18 protein-coding genes are annotated in these 18,163 nt (G+C 73.1%); 5 read left to right on the top strand and 13 right to left on the bottom strand.

From position 1 onward, the window contains the following. Position 1 precedes the first annotated feature (1 nt). Complete coding sequence (locus ACSNOG_RS18380) at positions 2-1,015, top strand: DUF5937 family protein (RefSeq protein WP_436753730.1); 1,014 nt, start codon at positions 2-4, stop codon at positions 1,013-1,015. Positions 1,016-1,082: 67 nt separating this feature from the next. Here ACSNOG_RS18380 and ACSNOG_RS18375 read toward each other — a convergent pair whose 3' ends face one another. Next, a complete protein-coding gene (locus ACSNOG_RS18375) occupies positions 1,083-1,682 on the bottom strand; it encodes a short chain dehydrogenase (RefSeq protein WP_436753729.1) in 600 nt (199 codons plus the stop codon). A 101-nt stretch (positions 1,683-1,783) separates the two neighbouring features. Here ACSNOG_RS18375 and ACSNOG_RS18370 point away from each other — a divergent pair, with 101 nt between their 5' ends. Further along, complete coding sequence (locus ACSNOG_RS18370) at positions 1,784-2,650, top strand: LysR family transcriptional regulator (protein ID WP_436753728.1); 867 nt, start codon at positions 1,784-1,786, stop codon at positions 2,648-2,650. Positions 2,651-2,690: 40 nt separating this feature from the next. Here ACSNOG_RS18370 and ACSNOG_RS18365 read toward each other — a convergent pair whose 3' ends face one another. Both ACSNOG_RS18365 and ACSNOG_RS18360 read right to left on the bottom strand, forming a co-directional pair. After that, positions 2,691-3,371 carry a response regulator gene (locus tag ACSNOG_RS18365; protein ID WP_436753727.1) on the bottom strand — a complete coding sequence of 227 codons (681 nt, stop codon included), beginning with the start codon at positions 3,369-3,371 and terminating at the stop codon, positions 2,691-2,693. A 101-nt stretch (positions 3,372-3,472) separates the two neighbouring features. Next, entirely contained in the window at positions 3,473-4,678 is a 1,206-nt protein-coding gene (locus ACSNOG_RS18360; RefSeq protein ID WP_436753731.1) for a sensor histidine kinase, read from the bottom strand. A gap of 121 nt (positions 4,679-4,799) precedes the next feature. Between ACSNOG_RS18360 and ACSNOG_RS18355 the strand changes: the two genes are divergently transcribed. After that, a complete protein-coding gene (locus ACSNOG_RS18355; RefSeq protein ID WP_436753726.1) occupies positions 4,800-5,852 on the top strand; it encodes an SAM-dependent methyltransferase in 1,053 nt (350 codons plus the stop codon). A gap of 22 nt (positions 5,853-5,874) precedes the next feature. Next, the gene (locus ACSNOG_RS18350) at positions 5,875-7,017 is read left to right on the top strand and encodes an NADH-quinone oxidoreductase subunit D (RefSeq protein WP_436753725.1); all 1,143 of its coding nucleotides are present in this window, start codon (positions 5,875-5,877) and stop codon (positions 7,015-7,017) included. 90 nt (positions 7,018-7,107) lie between these two features. Here ACSNOG_RS18350 and ACSNOG_RS18345 read toward each other — a convergent pair whose 3' ends face one another. The 4 genes from ACSNOG_RS18345 to ACSNOG_RS18330 all read right to left on the bottom strand — a co-directional run bounded on the left by ACSNOG_RS18345 (position 7,108) and on the right by ACSNOG_RS18330 (position 10,871). Next, positions 7,108-8,157, bottom strand: coding sequence for a hypothetical protein (locus tag ACSNOG_RS18345; RefSeq protein ID WP_436753724.1), 1,050 nt, complete (start codon positions 8,155-8,157; stop codon positions 7,108-7,110). Positions 8,158-8,353: 196 nt separating this feature from the next. Further along, positions 8,354-9,337, bottom strand: coding sequence for an ABC transporter substrate-binding protein (locus tag ACSNOG_RS18340; protein ID WP_436753723.1), 984 nt, complete (start codon positions 9,335-9,337; stop codon positions 8,354-8,356). Positions 9,338-9,420: 83 nt separating this feature from the next. Beyond that, positions 9,421-10,104 carry an ABC transporter permease gene (locus tag ACSNOG_RS18335; RefSeq protein ID WP_436753722.1) on the bottom strand — a complete coding sequence of 228 codons (684 nt, stop codon included), beginning with the start codon at positions 10,102-10,104 and terminating at the stop codon, positions 9,421-9,423. After that, positions 10,104-10,871 (bottom strand): ABC transporter permease, encoded by a 768-nt coding sequence (locus tag ACSNOG_RS18330; RefSeq protein ID WP_436753721.1) that lies wholly within the window; start codon positions 10,869-10,871, stop codon positions 10,104-10,106. The genes ACSNOG_RS18335 and ACSNOG_RS18330 overlap by 1 nt, the downstream gene beginning before the upstream one ends. Positions 10,872-11,007: 136 nt before the next feature. Between ACSNOG_RS18330 and ACSNOG_RS18325 the strand changes: the two genes are divergently transcribed. After that, on the top strand, positions 11,008-12,174 hold the full coding sequence (locus ACSNOG_RS18325; RefSeq protein ID WP_436753720.1) for an ABC transporter ATP-binding protein: 1,167 nt from the start codon (positions 11,008-11,010) through the stop codon (positions 12,172-12,174). A gap of 620 nt (positions 12,175-12,794) precedes the next feature. On the opposite strand, the gene ACSNOG_RS18320 is transcribed toward ACSNOG_RS18325, so the two are convergent. The 6 genes from ACSNOG_RS18320 to ACSNOG_RS18295 form a co-directional block, all read right to left on the bottom strand. After that, a complete protein-coding gene (locus tag ACSNOG_RS18320) occupies positions 12,795-13,286 on the bottom strand; it encodes a DUF3180 domain-containing protein (RefSeq protein WP_436753719.1) in 492 nt (163 codons plus the stop codon). A 69-nt stretch (positions 13,287-13,355) separates the two neighbouring features. Then, positions 13,356-13,949 carry a 2-amino-4-hydroxy-6-hydroxymethyldihydropteridine diphosphokinase gene (gene folK, locus ACSNOG_RS18315; protein WP_436753718.1) on the bottom strand — a complete coding sequence of 198 codons (594 nt, stop codon included), beginning with the start codon at positions 13,947-13,949 and terminating at the stop codon, positions 13,356-13,358. Further along, positions 13,946-14,305 (bottom strand): dihydroneopterin aldolase, encoded by a 360-nt coding sequence (gene folB, locus ACSNOG_RS18310; RefSeq protein ID WP_058045618.1) that lies wholly within the window; start codon positions 14,303-14,305, stop codon positions 13,946-13,948. Before folB ends, folK begins: the two co-directional genes overlap by 4 nt. Positions 14,306-14,679: 374 nt before the next feature. Next, positions 14,680-15,168, bottom strand: coding sequence for a nuclear transport factor 2 family protein (locus ACSNOG_RS18305; protein WP_436753717.1), 489 nt, complete (start codon positions 15,166-15,168; stop codon positions 14,680-14,682). Next, positions 15,165-16,067, bottom strand: a complete 903-nt coding sequence (gene folP / locus ACSNOG_RS18300) for a dihydropteroate synthase (RefSeq protein ID WP_436753716.1) — start codon at positions 16,065-16,067, stop codon at positions 15,165-15,167. Before folP ends, ACSNOG_RS18305 begins: the two co-directional genes overlap by 4 nt. 99 nt (positions 16,068-16,166) lie before the next feature. Continuing rightward, positions 16,167-18,020, bottom strand: coding sequence for a phosphatidylglycerol lysyltransferase domain-containing protein (locus ACSNOG_RS18295; protein WP_436753715.1), 1,854 nt, complete (start codon positions 18,018-18,020; stop codon positions 16,167-16,169). Between the last annotated feature and the right edge of the window lie 143 nt (positions 18,021-18,163).

Genomic DNA, 18,163 nt, shown 5'->3' with positions numbered 1-18,163 from the left:
CCTGGCCGAGCTCGGTGCGATGCTGCACGTCCTGGCGGAGCCCGGCCACCACCCCGGGCTGCACGGCTGGGCCACGGCGACCGCCTCCGGGCTCCGGCCCGACCTCGCCGACCGGCTGACCGAGGCCGACTTCCTGTGGCGCTCGGCCCGCTCCGACCTGCTGCTGCCCGCCGTGCCCCGGGCCACGCTCGCCGAAGAGCTCGACGACCTCGACCGCATGGACGACGAGAAGTTCGTGGCGGCGGCCTTCGAGGTCACCTGCAGCTCCGAGCGGCCCGAGCCCTCCCCGCTGGTCGACGCCCGGCAGCGGGCGCGGGTGCGCGAGCTGTCGGCCGCCCGGGGCCCGCGCCAGGCGCAGTTCACCGACCGCATGCTGGAGAACCCGGCCGCGCTGCGCGCCTGGCTGCGCAGGCTCATGGAGGACTGCGAGGAGGCGTTCTTCGCCGACAACTGGCAGCGCGTGCGGGTGCAGCTCGCCGCGGACGCCCGCCACAAGGCGGACCTGCTGCGGCGCAAGGGGCTCGCCGAGGCGATGGCCGCGGTGTCCCCGGCCGTCTCCGTCGGCGCGGACGGCACGCGGATCGTCCTGGACAAGCTGCAGAACGGCCGGGCGACGGCCCACGCGGACGGCCTGACGTTCATACCCACCGCCTTCGGGTGGCCGCACCTGATCGTGCTGAACCGGCCCGGCTGGCAGCCGATGGTGCAGTATCCGGTGGCCTCGCCCGAGCTGCCCAGGGGCCTGGCCCCGCAGCTGGTGCAGCAGCGGCTGGAAGCGCTCGCGCACCCCGTCCGGATGCGGCTGTGCCGCACGCTGGCCCGCGGCCCGCACACCACCGGCGAGCTGGCCACCGTCTTCGGCCTGACGCCGCCGGAGGTGTCCCGGCACATCGCCGTGCTGAAGAAGGCGGGCCTGCTGTCCACGCGCCGCCGCGGCCGGTATGTCCTGCACCAGCTGGACCTGCCGCTGGTGGCCCGCCTGGGGAGCGACTTCCTGGAGACGGTCCTGAGGTAGCGCCGTCTCCTCTCTCCGGCGGCGCGCGGGGGCGCGGTGCGCGGGGGCGCGTGCGCGGGCCCTGCGGTCAGCGCACTCCGTACACCTGCCCCGTCTGCGCGCCCTCGATCGAGCGGACGTACGCCGTCGCCACGCGGGACGCCGGAACCGCCTCCATGCCGGGGAAGAAGGGGGCGTAGCCCGGGAGCGACTCCTCGACCACGGTCGGGCTCACCGCATTGATCCGCTGCGGCGGCAGCTCGATCGCGGCGGCCCGTACGAACGCCTCCACCGCCCCGTTCGCCGCGGAGGCCGCCGCGCCCGCCACGACGGGCTCCTCCGTGAGCACCCCGCTGATGAGGGTGAACGAGCCGGTGGCGGCCACGTGCCGCGCTCCCTGGCGCACGAGTTCCACCTGGCTGAGCGCCTTGCCCCGGAACGTCGCCGCGAAGTCGTCCGCCGTCAGCTCGCCGAGCGGCTTGAAGACCGCGTCACCGGCCGCCACGGCCACCGCGTCCACCCCTTCCACCTGCCCGTACAGCCGCCCCACGGCCTGCGGGTCGGTGACGTCGCAGATCACGTCGCCCCCGCTGCGGCCCACGCCGATCACCTCGTGGCCCCGCTCCGCCAGCGCCTTGCGCACCACGGTGCCGAGCGTGCCGCCCGCGCCCACCAGAAGGATCCTCACAACCCACCGTCCTTACCCCGGAAAACCGAACGCATCCGACGCTACGGACCCCGCCCCCTGTCCCGGAAATGCCTTCTGCGCAGCAACTATGCTTCGCGCGCATGGATGTGGAACTGCGCCATCTCAGGGCCCTGGCCGCCATCGCCGACGAGGGCACCGTCACCGCCGCGGCCGCCCGGCTGCACCTGACGCAGCCCGCCCTCTCCCGCACGCTCGCCCAGCTGGAGGCCCGCGTCGGGGTGCGGCTCGTCGACCGCTCGACCCGCCGGCTGGACCTCACGCCCGCCGGGACGACCCTGCTGGGGCACGGCCGGGCGCTCCTCGCCCACCTCGACGCCGCGCTCGCCGAGACCCGGGCCGTCTCGCGGCCGCTGCGGCTGGGCTACAACTGCGCGGTCCTCGGGCAGCAGACCGTTCCCCTGCTGCGCTCGTGGCGCCGCTCCCACCCGCACGTGCCGCTGGAGGTCGTCCGCCAGGACAACGCCACCGCGGGCCTGGCCACCGGCGACGCCGACGTGTCCGTGATCCGCACCCTCCCGGGCGACCCGCGCATCCGCACCGAGGCCCTCTACACGGAGGACCGCATCGCCGCCCTCCCCGACGACCACCCGCTCGCGGACCGGGCCCGGGTGCGCCTCGCCGAGCTCACCGGCACCGGCCCCGCCCTCCCCCTCGCGCTGTGGGACGGTACGGGGACGGCGTCGCTGGACCTGTGGCCGCCGGCGCAGCGCCCGGAGCGGACCGTGGACGTGCACAACGTGGACGAGTGGCTGAACGTCATCGCCACGGGCGACGCGTTCGGCATCGCCGCGGCGGGCACCGGGGAGAGCCACGGCCACCCCGGGCTCCGCTTCGTGCCGGTGGAGGACGCTCCCCCGGCGACGGTCTACCTGGCCAGCCCGGCGCACCCCACGCATCCGCAGACCGAGGAGTTCCTCGCAGCCGTACGGACCGTGGTGAGCGCCTGATACCGCACCACTGCCTCAACGGTGCCGCGGTACCGCGGCGCTACTTCTGCGGCGCCCCGCCCCCGGCCCGCACGAGGCCGCTCTCGTAGGCCAGCACCACCACCTGCACCCGGTCGCGCAGCCCCAGCTTGGTCAGGATGCGCCCCACGTGCGTCTTGACCGTGGCCTCTGAGAGCACGAGACGCCCCGCGATCTCGCCGTTGGACAGCCCCTGCGCCACCAGCAGCATGACCTCGCGCTCCCGCCCGGTCAGGCGCCCCAGCTCGGTGCCGGCCGGCTCCTTCGCCGTGCTCGGCAGCATCGGGGTGAAACGATCCAGCAGCCGGCGCGTGGTGCTGGGCGCGACCACCGCGTCACCGCTGTGCACGGCCCGGATCGCGCCGAGCAGCTCGGCCGGCGGCACGTCCTTGAGCATGAAGCCGCTCGCGCCGACCTTGAGCGCCGAGAACGCGTACTCGTCCAGGTCGAAGGTGGTCAGGATGAGCACCTTCGGCGCGCCCTCCTGGGCGCAGATCCGGCGCGTGGCCTCCACGCCGTCCAGCCGGGGCATGCGGACGTCCATCAGGACGACGTCCACCTGCGTGCCGGCCAGCACCTCCAGGGCCTCCGCGCCGTCCCCGGCCTCGGCGACGACCTCCATGTCGGGCTGGGCGGCCAGCACCATGCGGAAACCGGTGCGCAGGAGTACCTGGTCGTCGACGAGCATCACCCGGATGGACATGCAGACGTCCCTTTCCTCGTTCGAGATATGAGCAGTATGAGCGTTCCGGCGACGGGCGCGGCCGTCGCCCGCGACCGCATCGCCGGTCGGTGACCGCATCGTCAGCGACCGCCCGGCTTCACCGGCAGCAGCACGCTGATCCGGAATCCGCCGCCCGGCCGCGGGCCCGCGTCCAGCGTGCCCCCGACCATGCCGACGCGCTCGCGCATGCCGATCAGGCCGTGGCCCATGCCGTCCGCGCCGCCCGCCTCGTACAGCTCGTGCTGCGCGCCCCGGCCGTCGTCCTCCACCAGCAGGCCGAGCCCGTCGTCGAAGTACGTCAGGCGGACGCTCGCACCCGCCTCCGGGCCGCCGTGCTTGCGGGTGTTCGTCAGGGCTTCCTGGACGATGCGGTAGGCGGTCAACTCGACGCCGCTGGGCAGCGGGCGGGGCGCGCCCTCCACCTCGTACTCCACGGGCAGGCCCGCGCCGCGCACCTGCTCGACCAGGTCGCCGATCTGCTCCACGTCGGGCTGCGGCACGTAGTCCCCGCCCTCGGTGGTGCCCTCCTCCGTGCGCAGGACGCCCAGCAGGCGGCGCATCTCGGCCAGCGCCTGGCGGCCCGTGCCCGAGATCGTCTCCAGCGCCTGCTTGGCCTGCTCGGGAGAGGCGTCGAGGACGTACGCGGCGCCGTCGGCCTGGACGACCATCACCGAGACGTTGTGCGCGACGACGTCGTGCAGCTCGCGGGCGATGCGCGCCCGCTCGGCCGTCACGGCCATCCGCGCCTGCTGCTCGCGGTCCTTCTCCAGGCGGGCGGCCCGCTCCTCCAGCTGGGCCCAGTACGCGCGGCGGGTGCGCATCGAGTCGCCGAGCACCCAGGCGAGGACGAAGGGGGCGGTGAGGAAGGCCAGGGCGATGAGCGTGCCGCCGAGCCCGCGGTCGACGACCGGCCAGCGGATCAGGAAGAGCACCGGCGCGGCCAGCCCGCCGGCCAGGGCCACCCGCGACGCCCAGCGGACGTGGCCAGAGGCGATGGTGTAGACGATCGCGAGCATCGCGATGTCGGCGATCGTGCCCTGGACGTCGGCCGCGATCTGCGCGAGGCCGCTGGCGATCGCCAGGAACAGCATGGGAACCGGAGCGCGGCGGCGCAGGGCGATCACGAGGCTGAGGGTCACCACCGTGACGACGTTCACGGCCTGCTGGGTCCCCGACACGCCGTGTTCCTCGGCGGCGGCCAGCATGCTGAACCCGAACAGCAGGACGGCCCAGAAGCTGTCCACACCCGTCGGGTGCCTGCGGAGAAAGTCGTAGAGGCGGTGCACGTCACCCAGCGTAGGCATGCCGGGTACGTGCCGGGGTCAGCCCGGCGATCGATCCGGTGACGCTCCTTCTACTCCGCAAGGTGGAGGCGGCGTGACCGCGTAGGGCGCATAGCGTGTGCGTATGGCAAGCGGAACGAGAACATGGCGCGCGGCGACCGAGGCCGCGCTCTACGGCCCCGGCGGCTTCTACCGGCGTCCCGAGGGCCCCGCCGGGCACTTCCGTACCTCCGTGCACGCCTCCCCGCTGTACGCCGGGGCCGTCGCCGAGCTGCTGTGCCGGGTCGACGAGGCGCTCGGGCACCCGGCGGAGCTGACGCTCACGGACGTGGGCGCCGGGCGCGGCGAACTGCTCACCGGCGTCCTCGCGCAGCTGCCGGAGAAGGTGACGGCGCGGCTGCGGCCGGTCGCCGTCGAGCGGGCCGCCCGCCCCGCCGGGCTGGACCCGCGCATCACCTGGGCGGGTGACGTGCCGCAGGGCGCCGAGGGCCTGCTGTTCGCCAACGAGTGGCTCGACAACGTGCCCGTGGACGTCGCCGAGACGGACGCCGGCGGCGTCGCGCGCCAGGTGCTCGTCCAGGAGGACGGCGAGGAGATGCCCGGCGAGCCGGTCGCGGGCGAGGACGCCGCGTGGCTGGCCCGCTGGTGGCCCCTCGACGGCGCGCCCCCCGGCACCCGCGCCGAGATCGGGCACCCCCGCGACGCCGCCTGGGCGCGGGCCGTGGCGAGCCTGCGCGCCGGCCTCGCCGTGGCCGTCGACTACGCCCACGAGCGGACCGGCCGGCCCCCGTTCGGCACCCTGGCCGGCTTCCGCGAGGGCCGCGAGGTGCGGCCGGTGCCGGACGGCTCGTGCGACATCACCGCCCACGTCGCCCTGGACGCCTGCGCGGGCCCCGGCAGCACGCTGCTGACCCAGCGCGAGGCGCTGCACGCCCTCGGCGTGGACGGCGGCCGCCCGCCGCTGTCCCTCGCCTCCACCGACCCGGCCGCGTACGTCCGGGCGCTGGGGCGGGCGAGCGAGGCCGCCGAGCTGACCTCTCCGGCGGGCCTGGGCGCCTTCGGCTGGCTGGTGCAGCCCGTCGGCGAGGCCTGCCGCGGGCTGCTCCCGCAGGCCCCGGCCCCCGCCCCGGGCGGCGCCGAGGACCGTGCCCCGGACCGGGCCGGCCCGGAAGGCTGACAGACTTGTCCCCATGACCCCCATGACGGAGACGACAGTCGGCATCGGCGGTGCGGCGGAGAGCACCGACATGGTGCTCAACATCGGACCCCAGCACCCGTCCACGCACGGCGTGCTGCGCCTGCGGCTCGTCCTCGACGGCGAGCGGGTCCGGGAGGCCGAGCCGATCGTCGGCTACATGCACCGCGGCGCGGAGAAGCTCTTCGAGGCCCGCGACTACCGGCAGATCATCATGCTCGCCAACCGGCACGACTGGCTGTCGGCGTTCTCCAACGAGCTGGGCGTCGTCCTGGCCGTCGAGCGGATGCTCGGCATGGAGGTCCCCGAGCGCGCCGTGTGGACCCGTACGCTCCTCGCCGAGCTGAACCGGGTCCTCAACCACCTGATGTTCCTCGGCTCCTATCCCCTGGAGCTCGGCGGCATCACCCCCGTCTTCCACGCCTTCCACGAGCGCGAGGAGCTCCAGACGGTGATGGAGGAGGTCTCCGGCGGGCGCATGCACTACATGTTCAACCGCGTCGGCGGCCTCAAGGAGGACCTGCCCGCCGGCTGGCTGGGCCGGGCGCGGCACGCCGTCGCCCAGGTCCGCTCCCGGATGGACGTCTACGACCGGCTCGTGCTCGGCAACGAGATCTTCCGGGCGCGCACGCGCGGCGTCGGCGTGCTCGCGCCCGAGACGGTGCACGCGTACGGGGTCAGCGGCCCCATCGCCCGCGCGTCCGGCGTCGACTTCGACCTGCGCCGCGACGAACCGTACCTCGCCTACGGACAGCTGCAGGACGTCCTGAAGGTCGTCACCCGCGAGGACGGCGACTGCCTGGCGCGCTTCGAGTGCCTGCTGGAGCAGACCCACAACGCGCTGGAGCTCGCCGAGGCGTGCCTCGACCGGATCGCCGAGCTGCCGCCCGGGCCGATCAACCAGCGGCTGCCGAAGGTCCTCAAGGCTCCCGAGGGCGCGACCTACGCGTGGACCGAGAACCCGCTCGGCCTCAACGGCTACTACCTGGTCTCGAAGGGCGAGAAGACGCCGTACCGGCTGAAGCTGCGCTCCGCCTCCTTCAACAACATCCAGGCGCTGACGGAGCTGCTGCCGGGGACGCTGGTCGCCGACATGGTGGCGATCCTCGGGTCGCTGTTCTTCGTGGTCGGCGACATCGACAAGTAGCTCGGCGAGCAGAACGGCAAGCAAAAACGCGAGAACCCCCGGTGAGGCTTCACCGGGGGTTTCGTTTCTGCAGGCCGGGCGGCGCGGGTCCTACGAAGCGGCCGTGCGCAGCTCGGCCACGTCTATCTGCTCGGTCTCGTCGTGCGCGGTCAGGTCGATGACGTCCTCCGCGGCCGGCGCGGCGCCGTCCTTCCCGGCCTCAGCCTCCGCCTCCGCCTTCGCATCGGCCTCGGCCTTGGCTTCGGCCAGCGCCTCCTCGCCGACGACGTCCGCGAGGTCCGTCTCCTCGACGGGGCGCTGGGCCGGGGCGGGGCCCTGGGTGCCGAAGAAGTCGAAGCCGCCCGTGGCGCGGGAGGCGGGCCGGTGGGCGGGCGCCTGCGGCACGGCCGCGCGGGGCACGGGCTTGAGGGCGGCGCCGGGCCCCGGCTTGCCCTCGGTGCCCCCGGCCCCGGTGCGCGGCTCGGTCCCGATACCCGGCTTGGTCCCGGCGCCCGGCTCGGCCGCCGCGACGGGCCTGCTCGCTCCGGCCGGCCCGGCCGCCCGCTCCGTGCCCTGCCCGGCCTCCGGACGCGGCTGCGGCACGGCCTTCGCCGCCGGCCGAGGAGCAGTCACGCCCTGCTGCCGGGGTACGGGCGCGGCCTCGGGGCCCGCCTTCGGCGCACCGGTCCGCGGACGGCCGGCCATGTCGCGCAGCGCTTCCGCGGCCTTGCGGTACGCGGCCGGGTCGACGGCCGGGCCGGGCACCGTGACGGGCGCGCCGGACTCCAGCGCCGGCACCCCGCGGGACGCGCCGCCGCGGGCGACCCGGGTGCTCTCCAGCGCGCTGGCCCGCCCGGTCTCGGCGGCGGCGTAGCGGCGCAGCAGATCGGCGTGCTCGGTGCGGAGACGGGCCAGCTCGGCGCGCTTGCCGCGGAGCTTGGACTCCAGGCGGGCCTTGGCCGCCCGGGTGTCCTCCAGGTCCGTCTCCAGCTCGGCTATGCGCTCCTCGGTCTTCCACTCGTCCCGCGTGCGGGCGGCGGTGAGCTGGGCGACCCGCTTTCCGGCGGAGCGGTCCCAACGGCGCATCAGCACGGCACCGACCACCGCGGCGGCGGCTGCCGCCGCGGCGAGGCCCCGGATGACGACCGTTTCACCTACCACCCAGGCACCGGCGGCGCAGGCGACCGATGTCGCGGCGACCGTCGATGGGGGAAGAAGCCTGTGCAGGGATGGCGAATGGCGGTGGCGTCCTCGTGGCATGGCCTGAAACTTACCGTGCGTCGCCTTCGGAGTGTGACTCCCCCACGAAACTGTTCCCTTGATCTTACTTGTCCCCTACACCTCTCACTTCGTCAGCTCACTTCGTCAGCAGCCCCTTCTCCTTGAGGTACTGCGCGGCGACATCCGCGGGCTTGAGCCGCTGCGCATCCACCTTCTTGTTGAGTTCGGTGAGATCTTCCGTGGTCAGCACCCTGGTGAGCTTCCCGAGGGCATCGGCGACCTTCTGCGAACCGGCCTTCTCCGCATTCACCACGGGCAGCACGTTGTCGGAGTTCTGGAGCTTCTTGTCGTCCTTCAGCAGGACCAGCCCGAACTGTTCGAGGGTGGCGTCCGTGGTGGTGGTCAGGAGCAGCTGGGCCTTGCCGTCCTTGACCGCCTGCTTGGCCTGGACGCTGCCCACCTCCAGCGGGGTGATGCCACCGACCTTGATGCCGTAGGTCTTCTCCAGACCCGGCTGGCAGAAGGGCCGCTGCGGGCATTCGTCCCCGGCCGCGAGCTTGACCTCCTGACCCGACTTTCCAAGATCGGAAAGCGTCTTGAGCTGGTGTTTCTCCGCGAACTCCGCCGTCACCGCGAAGGCGTTCTGATCGACCGCGCGCCCCGGGTCGAGCACCTTCAGTCCGCGCGGCTCCGCGAGTTTCCGCAGGGCCTTCACCGTGGCGTCCGCGTCGGCCGACGCGACGGGCGGAGCGTCCTTGCCGTTCTGCTTCTTGTTCAGGAATTCGGCGAGCGTCGCCGCATACTCCGGGACGACGTCGATGCGGCCCTTCTCCAGCTCCGGTTCATAGAGCTCGCGGGCCTCGGCCGTCCTGATCGACGCGGAATATCCGGCGTCCTTCAGCAGGCCCGCGTATATCTCGGCGAGCACCTTGGACTCGGTGAACCCCGCCGAGCCGATGACGAGGGATCCCCCGCCCGGCTTCGCCGAGCCGCCGCCCCCTCCCCCGGACTTCTCCAGGCTGTCGCCCCCGCACGCGGCGAGGCCCGCCGTCAGCGCGGCGACGCCGGCCAGCGCCAGCAGGGTGCGAGGGGCCCGTGCCCGGCGCGGGGTGCTGCTCATGGGAAACATGGGGAACTCTGCCCTTCGGTTTCCGGCGCCCGGCTCTCCGGCCGCCGTCGCTTCGATGACCGGCGCCGCCGCGCCTACCCCGGCACCGGGCCCGTACGCCGCCGCACCGGGTCCAGCAGCCGCTCCGCCAGCACCAGCACGCCCTCGACCAGCAGGGCGAGCACCGCCACCAGCAGCGCGCCCGCCACCACCTGGGCGGTGTCGGTGAGCCGGAAGCCGGCCGTGATGATGCGGCCCAGGCCACCGCCGCCGGGCAGCGCCGCGAGCGTCGTCGTCGCGACGACCTGCACGGCTGCGGTCCGCACGCCCGTGACGATCAGCGGGAAGGCCAGCGGCAGCTCGACGCGGCCGATCAATTGACGGCCCGTCATTCCCATGCCGCGGGCCGCCTCGACCACGTCCCGGTCCACCTCGCGCATGCCCACATAGGCGTTGGTCAGCAGCGGGGGTATCGCGAAGAGCACCAAGGCGATGACCGTGGGCCAGGAGCCGTGCGTGCCCAGCGGGCTGAGCAGCAACAGCACCAGCACGGCGAAAGTCGGCACCGCGCGGCCCGCGTTGGAGAGGTTCACCGCGAGGGCGCCGCCCTTGCCCAGGTGGCCCAGCAGCACGGCCACCGGAAGCGCTATGGCGCAGGAGATCGCCAGGCACACCAGGGTCAGGAAGAGGTGCTCGCCCAGCCGGTGCCACACGCCGTCGGTGCCCGACCAGTGCGCGCCGGTGGCCAGCCACGTCCACGTACGCTCGATGACGCCCATCAGAGCGCCCCCTCGGCGGCCGCCGGGCGAGCCGTGGCCTTACCGCCGGCGGGCTTTCCGCCCCCGGTGCGGGACTTCGCCTTCCCGGCCTTCCCCGCCTTCCCCGCCCTCGTCCAGGGAGTGAGCAGCCGCTGGACGAGCAGCAGGAGGAGATCGGCCGCGACGGCCAGGGCCACGCAGAGCACCGAAGCGGTGAGCACCTGCGCCTTGAAGTAGCTGTGCATCCCGTCGTAGACGAGATTGCCCAGGCCGCCGTAGTGGAGGATCGCGCCCACGGTCGTGAGCGAGATCGTGGAGACCGTGGTGATGCGCAGACCCGCCATCAGGGCGGGCAGGGCCAGGGGCAGTTCGACGCCGAAGAGCAGCCGCAGCGGGCCGTATCCCATGCCGCGGGCCGCCTCCCTCGTCTCCTCCGGGACCGCCGCGAGCCCGGCGAGGATGTTCCGCACGAGGATCGTCAGCGAATAGAGCACGAGGCCCGTGATCACGACCGCGGGCGACAGCCCGAAGAACGGCACCAGCAGCGAGAACATCGCCAGCGACGGCACCGTGTACAACACCGTGGTCAGGCCGAGGACCGGGCCCGCCACCGCGCGCCACCTGCGGGCCAGCAGCGCCAGCGGGAAGGCCACGAGGAGGCCGATGGCGACCGACGCGAGCGTGATGCCGATGTGCTGGAGCGTGGCGTCCGCCAACTCCTGGCTCCGCGTGCGCAGATACTCGCCGCAGATCCAGTCATTGCTGATCAGGCAGGACTGACCGGCCATGCGCTCCCACCTCCCCCAGGCAGTCGACCGTCGGTTTTCCGGTTACGAGCGACCCTAACCCGGGGCACTGACATTCGAGCCGGCCGCCACACAACGGCAACAATGTCCCCAGGGAGTACGGCCAGAATGGGGAACCATGATCCGCTTCGAGCACGTCACCAAGCGCTACGCCGACGGCACGACCGCCGTGGACGACCTGTCCTTCGAAGTGGCGGAGGGCGAGCTCGTCACGCTCGTGGGGCCGTCGGGCTGCGGCAAGACCACCACGATGAAGATGGTCAACCGGCTCATCGAGCCCACGTCGGGGCGGATCCTCCTCGACGGCGACGACATCGCCGGCGTCGACCCCGTCGAGCTGCGGCGCCGCATCGGCTACGTCATCCAGCAAGTGGGGCTCTTCCCCCACAAGACCGTGCTGGAGAACACCGCGACCGTCCCCCACCTGCTGGGCTGGCAGCGGAAGAAGGCCCGGGAGCGGGCCGCCGAACTCCTCGACCTCGTCGGGCTCGACCCGGCCGTCCACGGCTCCCGCTACCCGCACCAGCTCTCGGGCGGGCAGCGGCAGCGGGTCGGGGTGGCCAGGGCGCTGGCCGCGGACCCGCCCGTGCTCCTGATGGACGAGCCCTTCGGGGCGGTCGACCCGGTCGTTCGCGAGCGCCTCCAGAACGAGTTCTTGCGCCTGCAGTCACAGGTGCGCAAGACCGTCCTGTTCGTCACGCACGACATCGAGGAAGCCGTCCGCCTCGGCGACCGCATCGCCGTCTACGGGCACGGCCGCATCGAACAGTTCGACGCCCCCGCGACGGTGCTGGGCGCGCCCGCCACGCCCTACGTCGCCGACTTCGTCGGCGCGGACCGGGGCCTGAAGCGGCTCTCGGTCACCCCGATCGAAGCGGGTGACCTCGAACAGCCTCCGGTCGTCCACCTGGACGACACCGTGGCCGCCGCCGGCGCCGCACTGGCCGTGGACGACGCCCGGTGGGCCGTCGTCCTGGACGACGCCGACCGGCTCCACGGCTGGATCTCCGCCGAAGCGCTCGCCGACGGCGGGGGCACGGTACGGGAACGGGCTCGCCGCATGGACGCCTGGCTCCCGGTCGGCGCCTCCCTCAAGCAGGCCTTCAGCACGATGCTCCAGCACGACGCGGGCTGGATCGCCGTCCTCGACGGCGACACCGCGGACCGCTTCGTGGGCGTCCTCACCCCGGCCCGCCTCCACGAGGCGCTCCGCCGCTCGATCGACGCGGACGCCCGGGGCGCGGCCCGCGACGAGGTAGAACTGGAGAGCATCCCCGGGGCGTAGCCCGGGGGACGCTCTCCCTGCCCGCACGACGTCGCTGGGCACGACCTTTCCCCCGCCGCGACGGCGACCAGCCCCAGCGGCGGTGTTCGGCGGCGCCGAGATCGGCTGAGGCCCGTACGGCACCGCCGGAATCCACCGTCGGGGCTCGCCGCCATTGCGGCGGAGAGAAGAGCGCGGGCACCGCGAGCAAGCAGGGGACTCGGACTCGGGCCTGCGGCCGGAAACGAGGGGCCCGCCCCTCGGCGGGGCCACGTGCCGAACACGCAGACCGGCAGGCAACGAGAGTCCGGCCCCTTCTTGCCGCCGCGACGGCGATCGGCCACAGCGGCGGCACCCGGCGGTGCCCAGACCGCCTCATGCCCGTACGGCACCGCCGGAATCCACCGTCGGGGCTCGCCGCCATTGCGGCGGGGAGAAGAGCGCGGGCACCGCGAGCAAGCAAGAGCCCGGCCCGGCACCCGGGAATCGAAGGGGCCCGGCCCCTTCTTGCCGCCGCGACGGCGATCGGCCACAGCGGCGGCGCCCGGCGGTGCCCAGACCGCCTCATGCCCGTACGGCACCGCCGGAATCCACCCTCGTGGTCGCGCGCCGTCGCGGCGGCCCGGCAGGCAACGGTGCCGTTAGCCGCGGGCCGTGCCCGGGCCGCCCGGCTCGTCGTCGTCTTCCGGGAGTTTGCAGACGCGCTCCAGGAAGAACGCCGCGGCGATCACCGCGACGCCCGCGACGACCGACGCGCCCGCGTAGATCACCTGGTCGCGGCGGGGCTCGATGTCCAGGCTGTCGAGGCCGAGGAAGACGCCGACGCCGCCGTACATGCCGGCGACGAGCGCCGCGACGAGCGCGCTGGCCTGGCCGAAGACGACGGCGCGGGCGGCGACCAGCGGATCGACGCCCTTCGCTCCGGGGCGCCGCTCGCGCTGCGCCCGCAGCCGGGCGCGCAGCGAGAGCGCCGTGGCGGCGAGGACGACGGCGATGACCGCGAGCACGATGGGCGCGGCCACCGGCACCCGCGGCAGCGTGCCGACGGCGTCCCACAGCCGGGCGCCTGCCCAGGAGAGCACCCCGGCCACGGTGAACAGCCCGGCCAGGACCCCGATCCGCAGTTGCTTCACCGAGCCGTCGCTCCTCTTCTCGATCGCGCCCCGGAAATCCGGGGCGTCCAACGCCTATCAGGCAAACGCCTACTCCGGCAGCCGGAGTTCCAGGTCGACACGCGGCTGCACGCCGTCGAGCCCGACGGCCGCGAGGAGCTCGACCACCGCACCGCGGCCCGGGACCACGGCCTCGGGGTCGACATCGTGCCAGGGGGCCAGGACGAAGGCGCGCTCGTGGGCGCGCGGGTGCGGCAGGGTGAGCACCGGGTCCACGGAGACGACGTCCTGGTAGGCAACGATGTCGACGTCGAGCGTGCGCGGGCCCCAGCGCTCGTCCCGCACCCGCTCGAAGGCCTCCTCGATGGCGTGGCCGCGTTCGAGCAGGGAGTCCGGCGGGAGGGTGGTCTTCACGAGGACGACGGCGTTGAAGTAGGAGGGCTGGGTGCCGGGCTCGACGCCCCACGGCTCCGTCTCGTAGACCGGGGAGACGGCCTTGACCCGCAGGCCGGGCGTGTCCTCGAGGGCGTCGATCGCGCCCTGGAGGGTCTCCAGGCGGTTGCCGAGGTTGCTGCCCAGGGAGATCACGGCTCGTTTGGGATTGCTCAGGGTCACGTCCGCCGCGTCCACCTGCTCCACCACGGAGGCGGGCACCGGCTGCACGGTCGGGTCGCTGCTGCTCATACTCGGCTCCGCGTAATAGTGATCGTCACGTCGTCAAAGGGCACGGTGATGGGGGCGTCCGGCTTGTGGACGACGACCTCCACTTCGCGCACCGCATCGTGCTTGAGGCAGTTCTGGGCGATCCGCTCGGCCAGGGTCTCGATGAGGTCGACGGGCTCACCCTGGACGATGCCGACCACTTCCTCCGCCACCACGCCGTAGTGCACGGTCTTCGCGAGGTCGTCGGAGGCGGCCGCGGGCCGAGTGTCCAGGCTCAGGACGAGGTCCACGATGAAGGTCTGCCCCTCTTCGCGCTCCCGGGGGAACACGCCGTGGTGCCCACGGGCCTTCAGGCCGCGCAGCGCGACACGATCCACACGAATCACTCCTGCTGGTCGTCGGACGGGGGCACCTCCGATGCCCGGTACCCACGTCGAATCTACCTGCGAGCGCCGACAGCGCTCGCACATGGAGGCTAGGGGTTGGTGTACATATCTGCGGATAGTTCCGGATGTTTCGGGCTCTTTCGGGCGGCCGCCTTGCCCGGCCCCTCCCGGCTCGCGCCGCGCTTACCCGGCGGCCCCGTCCCCCACCCCTACCCGCCCACCTAGCAGCCCGAACGAGTGGCGGGCATACCGCCGTACTGACGCGGATCATGCCTCGTGGGGCGGGGGTGACGCGAGATACGTCACGCTCCCGAAGAGGGACGTCACGCTCCCGAAGAGGGACGTCACGCTCCCGACGACGTACGTCAGGCTCCCGAAATGTCCTCCGGGCCGTCCGCGCCGTCCGTTTCGTCGTCCTCGTCGTCGCGCCCGGCGAGCACCGGCGAGCCGTGGTGCGACCACACCTTCCACTCCCCGCCGACGCGCCGGAAGGCGTTCGTCGCCACGACGAGCTGCCCCACCAGGGGTCCGAGCTCGCCCTCCTCCTCGGCGGGGCCGCCGCTGAGGATGTTCTCCGTGCAGGTGACGAGGGCCGTGTCGCCGGCGACGGAGATCTCGACGTCAGTGAGGAAGAACTGGATGTAGTCCGTGCTCGCCATGATCAGCGCATACGAACGGAGCACCTCCTTGCGCCCGCGCAGCACCGGCCACCCGGGGTGGACGCACGACACCTCGGTGCCGGGGTCGTCCAGCCACAGCCGGCCCATCGCATCGGTGTCGCCGCGCTCCACCGCCTCGTACAGCGCGGTGTTCGCCAGCTCGACCAGCTCGCCGTCCGTACGGGCGGTGCTCACATGGCCCCCTCTGCGCCCGCCGCGCCCACCGCGCCCGCCGCCGCTTCCTGCACCGCCCGCACCACGCGCACCGCGTCCGCGCTGGCCCGCACCTCGTGCACCCGCACCGCCCAGGCGCCTTCGCGCGCCGAGAGCGCCGAGACCGCGGCCGTCGCGGCGTCCCGCTCCCGGGCCGGCGGCGGCTCGCCCTCCGGACCGGCCAGGACCCGGCCGAGGAAGCGCTTGCGGGAGGCGGCCACCAGCATCGGCAGCGCCAGCTCCCGGCGCAGCCGCGCCAGGCCCGCCACCAGCGCGAGGTCGTGCTCGGCGTTCTTGGCGAAGCCCAGGCCCGGGTCCACGACGAGCCGCTCGGGGTCGACGCCCGCCTCGACCACGGCGTCCAGGCGCTGCTGCAGCTCGGCGAGCACCTCGCCGACGACGTCCCCGTAGACCGCCCGGTTGTTCATGTCGGCGCTGAAGCCGCGCCAGTGCATCACCACGAAGGGCACCCGGGCCGTGGCCACCACGGGCACCATCGCCGGATCGGCGAGCCCGCCGCTCACATCGTTGACCAGGGCCGCTCCGGCCTCGACGGCCGCCTCGGCGACCGAGGCGCGCATGGTGTCCACCGACACCACGGCGCCCTCGGCCACCAGCTCGCGGACCACCGGGACCACCCGGCGCAGCTCCTCGCCCTCGTCCACCCGCGACGCGCCCGGACGGGTGGACTCACCGCCCACGTCGACCAGGTCGGCGCCGCCGGCGATGAGGTCGAGGCCGCGCTTGACCGCGAGTTCGGTGTCGAACCAGCGCCCGCCGTCGGAGAACGAGTCCGGCGTGACGTTGACGACGCCCATCACCGCACAGCGATTCCACTCCGGCAGACCGACGGGCCCGTGACGACCGCGCAAGGTACTCATGGGACCAGCCTAGGGCGTGCCGCAAAGAGGAGTGCCCCCGACCGGAACCCGGTCGGGGGCACTGCCGCACACGCTTCCAGCGGGGTCACCACGGCGCGTTCACGCCGCGCGCGTGACCTCCGCGGCCGAGACCTGCTCGTCGGCGTCGTCCATGACGTCCTTCGGCGGCGCCGGGCGGCGGCGCAGCAGGCGCGGCAGCTCCAGGAAGCCCTCCGCCTGCATCATCGCGAAGCCGATGCGGGGCAGGTCGCGGCTGTTGGGGAAGACCACGAAGCGGGGCTCCCAGCGCGGCCGGAACTTCTCGTTGAACTTGTACAGCGACTCGATCTGGAACCAGCGCGAGAGGAAGACCAGCACCGAGCGCTGGATGCGCACGACCGGGCCCGCGCCCAGCTTGCCGCCGCGCTCCAGGGCGGAGCGGAAGAACGCGAAGTTCAGCGACAGGCGCTTGATCTTCAGCTCGGGAGCGGCCTGCAGGAAGGCGACGATCAGGAGCTCGTTCATGCCCGGGTCGGCGCTGCGGTCGCGGCGCATCAGCTCCAGGGAGCTGCCGTCGGGGCCCCACGGCACGTAGTGCTGCATGGCGCGCAGGTCGCCGAAGGGGCAGTCCTCGCCCTCCTCCGGGTCCTTGTGGGCGGTCGCGATGATCGCGTCCAGGTCCTTGGGGTCGCCGATGCGGCCCAGCGCCATGGAGAAGCCGCGCTCGTCCTCGGTGTCGCGCCAGGCGTTGGCGGCCTTCTGGACGGCCTCCAGCTCCTCGGCGTTCAGGTCGCCGACGCGGCGCACCTTGGTGCTGTAGCCGTTGCGCTCGATGCGCTTGACCATCTGGCGGACGTTGCGCATGGAACGGCCGGTGAGGGAGAAGTCGGCGACCTCGACGATGGCCTCGTCGCCCATCTCCAGGGCGTCGAGCCCGGTCTCGCGGGTCCACACCTCGCCGCCGGTCTCGCTGCAGCCGGCGACGGCGGGCGTCCAGGAGTGGCGCTTGGCCAGGGCCATGAACTGCTCGATCGCGCCGGGCCAGGCCTCGACGTCACCGATCGGGTCACCGCTCGCGAGCATCACGCCGGAGACGACGCGGTAGGAGACGGCCGCCTTGCCCGAGGGCGAGAAGACGGCGCTCTTGTCGCGGCGCAGCGCGAAGTGGCCGAGCGAGTCGCGGGCACCGTGCTTGGCGAGCAGCTCGCGCAGCTTGTCCTCGTCCTCCTCGGTGAGGACGGCGGCCGGGTACGCGGGCATGAAGGCCAGGTAGGCGGTGGTGGCCACGGTCAGCAGGCCCAGGGCGCCCAGGGAGTAGCCGACGGTGTAGTCGACGTGCTCGGTGTAGCGGATCGAGCCCTCGAAGCCGAAGAGGCCCCAGATCACGTGCTCGATCTGCTCGATCACCGGCGGGTCGCCGATCATCTGGTCCGGGTGCGAGCCGACGATCACCCAGCCGAGGCCGAAGCTGAACGCGCCCATGAGGACGAAGTTGGCCGCGACCTTCCAGCGGCTGCGCGGGTCCGGCAGCGCGTAGAAGGAGCTCTTGTGCCACACGAGGTAGATGAAGAGCAGCAGCGACAGGATGGCGCCGATGTAGGAGTGGCGGTAGACGAGCTGCGCGGCCGCACCGATGGGCAGCAGCACCACGGCGGCGAGCCAGGCGCGCTGCTTGGCCCGCTTGAGGCCGTGGGCCAGCATCAGCAGCAGGACGCCGACGATGATCGAACCGGCGGCGGCGAGCTGGGTCACCGATCCGGGCAGCACCTCGGCGAGGCTGTGGACCTTGCTCCAGCGGAACCGCGGGACCACACCGGCAAGGATGTCGACCAGGCCGATGAGGGCAGCGACCGTTCCCACGACGGCAGGCACGTTCTCGGGCTTGGGCCCTCTGACGATACGCGCAAGCCTCGACAGTCGCTTGGTCCCCTCGGGAACCCCATCGGACTTTTTGCCATCTACCCTGACAGACATCTCTTCCCGTCGTCCTGTCGAGTGGACCTGCGCCATCTGGCGGCAGCGCCCGGACAATGTGCGCCCTGTAGGACGACGGTTTCGGGGTTGAGGTTCCGCGGGGGGCCGAGCCCGGAAAGAAGTAACCATTCCGCGACTCGGAG

Source organism: Streptomyces sp. URMC 124 (assembly GCF_051386455.1).
In the GTDB taxonomy this organism is placed as follows: Bacteria; Actinomycetota; Actinomycetes; order Streptomycetales; family Streptomycetaceae; genus Streptomyces.
Note: the sequence above shows the minus strand (reverse complement) of the source record. Positions and strands in the feature narration are given on the sequence as shown.

Excerpts from the sequence above, each read along its gene's own strand:
- ACSNOG_RS18335 (WP_436753722.1), bottom strand. The coding sequence starts at position 10,104 with ATGGGCGTCATCGAGCGTACGTGGACGTGGCTGGCCACCGGCGCGCAC.
- ACSNOG_RS18340 (WP_436753723.1), bottom strand. The coding sequence starts at position 9,337 with ATGAGCAGCACCCCGCGCCGGGCACGGGCCCCTCGCACCCTGCTGGCG.
- folP (WP_436753716.1), bottom strand. The coding sequence starts at position 16,067 with ATGAGTACCTTGCGCGGTCGTCACGGGCCCGTCGGTCTGCCGGAGTGG.
- ACSNOG_RS18325 (WP_436753720.1), top strand. The coding sequence starts at position 11,008 with ATGATCCGCTTCGAGCACGTCACCAAGCGCTACGCCGACGGCACGACC.
- ACSNOG_RS18295 (WP_436753715.1), bottom strand. The coding sequence starts at position 18,020 with ATGTCTGTCAGGGTAGATGGCAAAAAGTCCGATGGGGTTCCCGAGGGG.
- ACSNOG_RS18350 (WP_436753725.1), top strand. The coding sequence starts at position 5,875 with ATGACGGAGACGACAGTCGGCATCGGCGGTGCGGCGGAGAGCACCGAC.
- ACSNOG_RS18330 (WP_436753721.1), bottom strand. The coding sequence starts at position 10,871 with ATGGCCGGTCAGTCCTGCCTGATCAGCAATGACTGGATCTGCGGCGAG.
- ACSNOG_RS18355 (WP_436753726.1), top strand. The coding sequence starts at position 4,800 with ATGGCAAGCGGAACGAGAACATGGCGCGCGGCGACCGAGGCCGCGCTC.
- ACSNOG_RS18370 (WP_436753728.1), top strand. The coding sequence starts at position 1,784 with ATGGATGTGGAACTGCGCCATCTCAGGGCCCTGGCCGCCATCGCCGAC.
- folK (WP_436753718.1), bottom strand. The coding sequence starts at position 13,949 with ATGAGCAGCAGCGACCCGACCGTGCAGCCGGTGCCCGCCTCCGTGGTG.
- ACSNOG_RS18365 (WP_436753727.1), bottom strand. The coding sequence starts at position 3,371 with ATGTCCATCCGGGTGATGCTCGTCGACGACCAGGTACTCCTGCGCACC.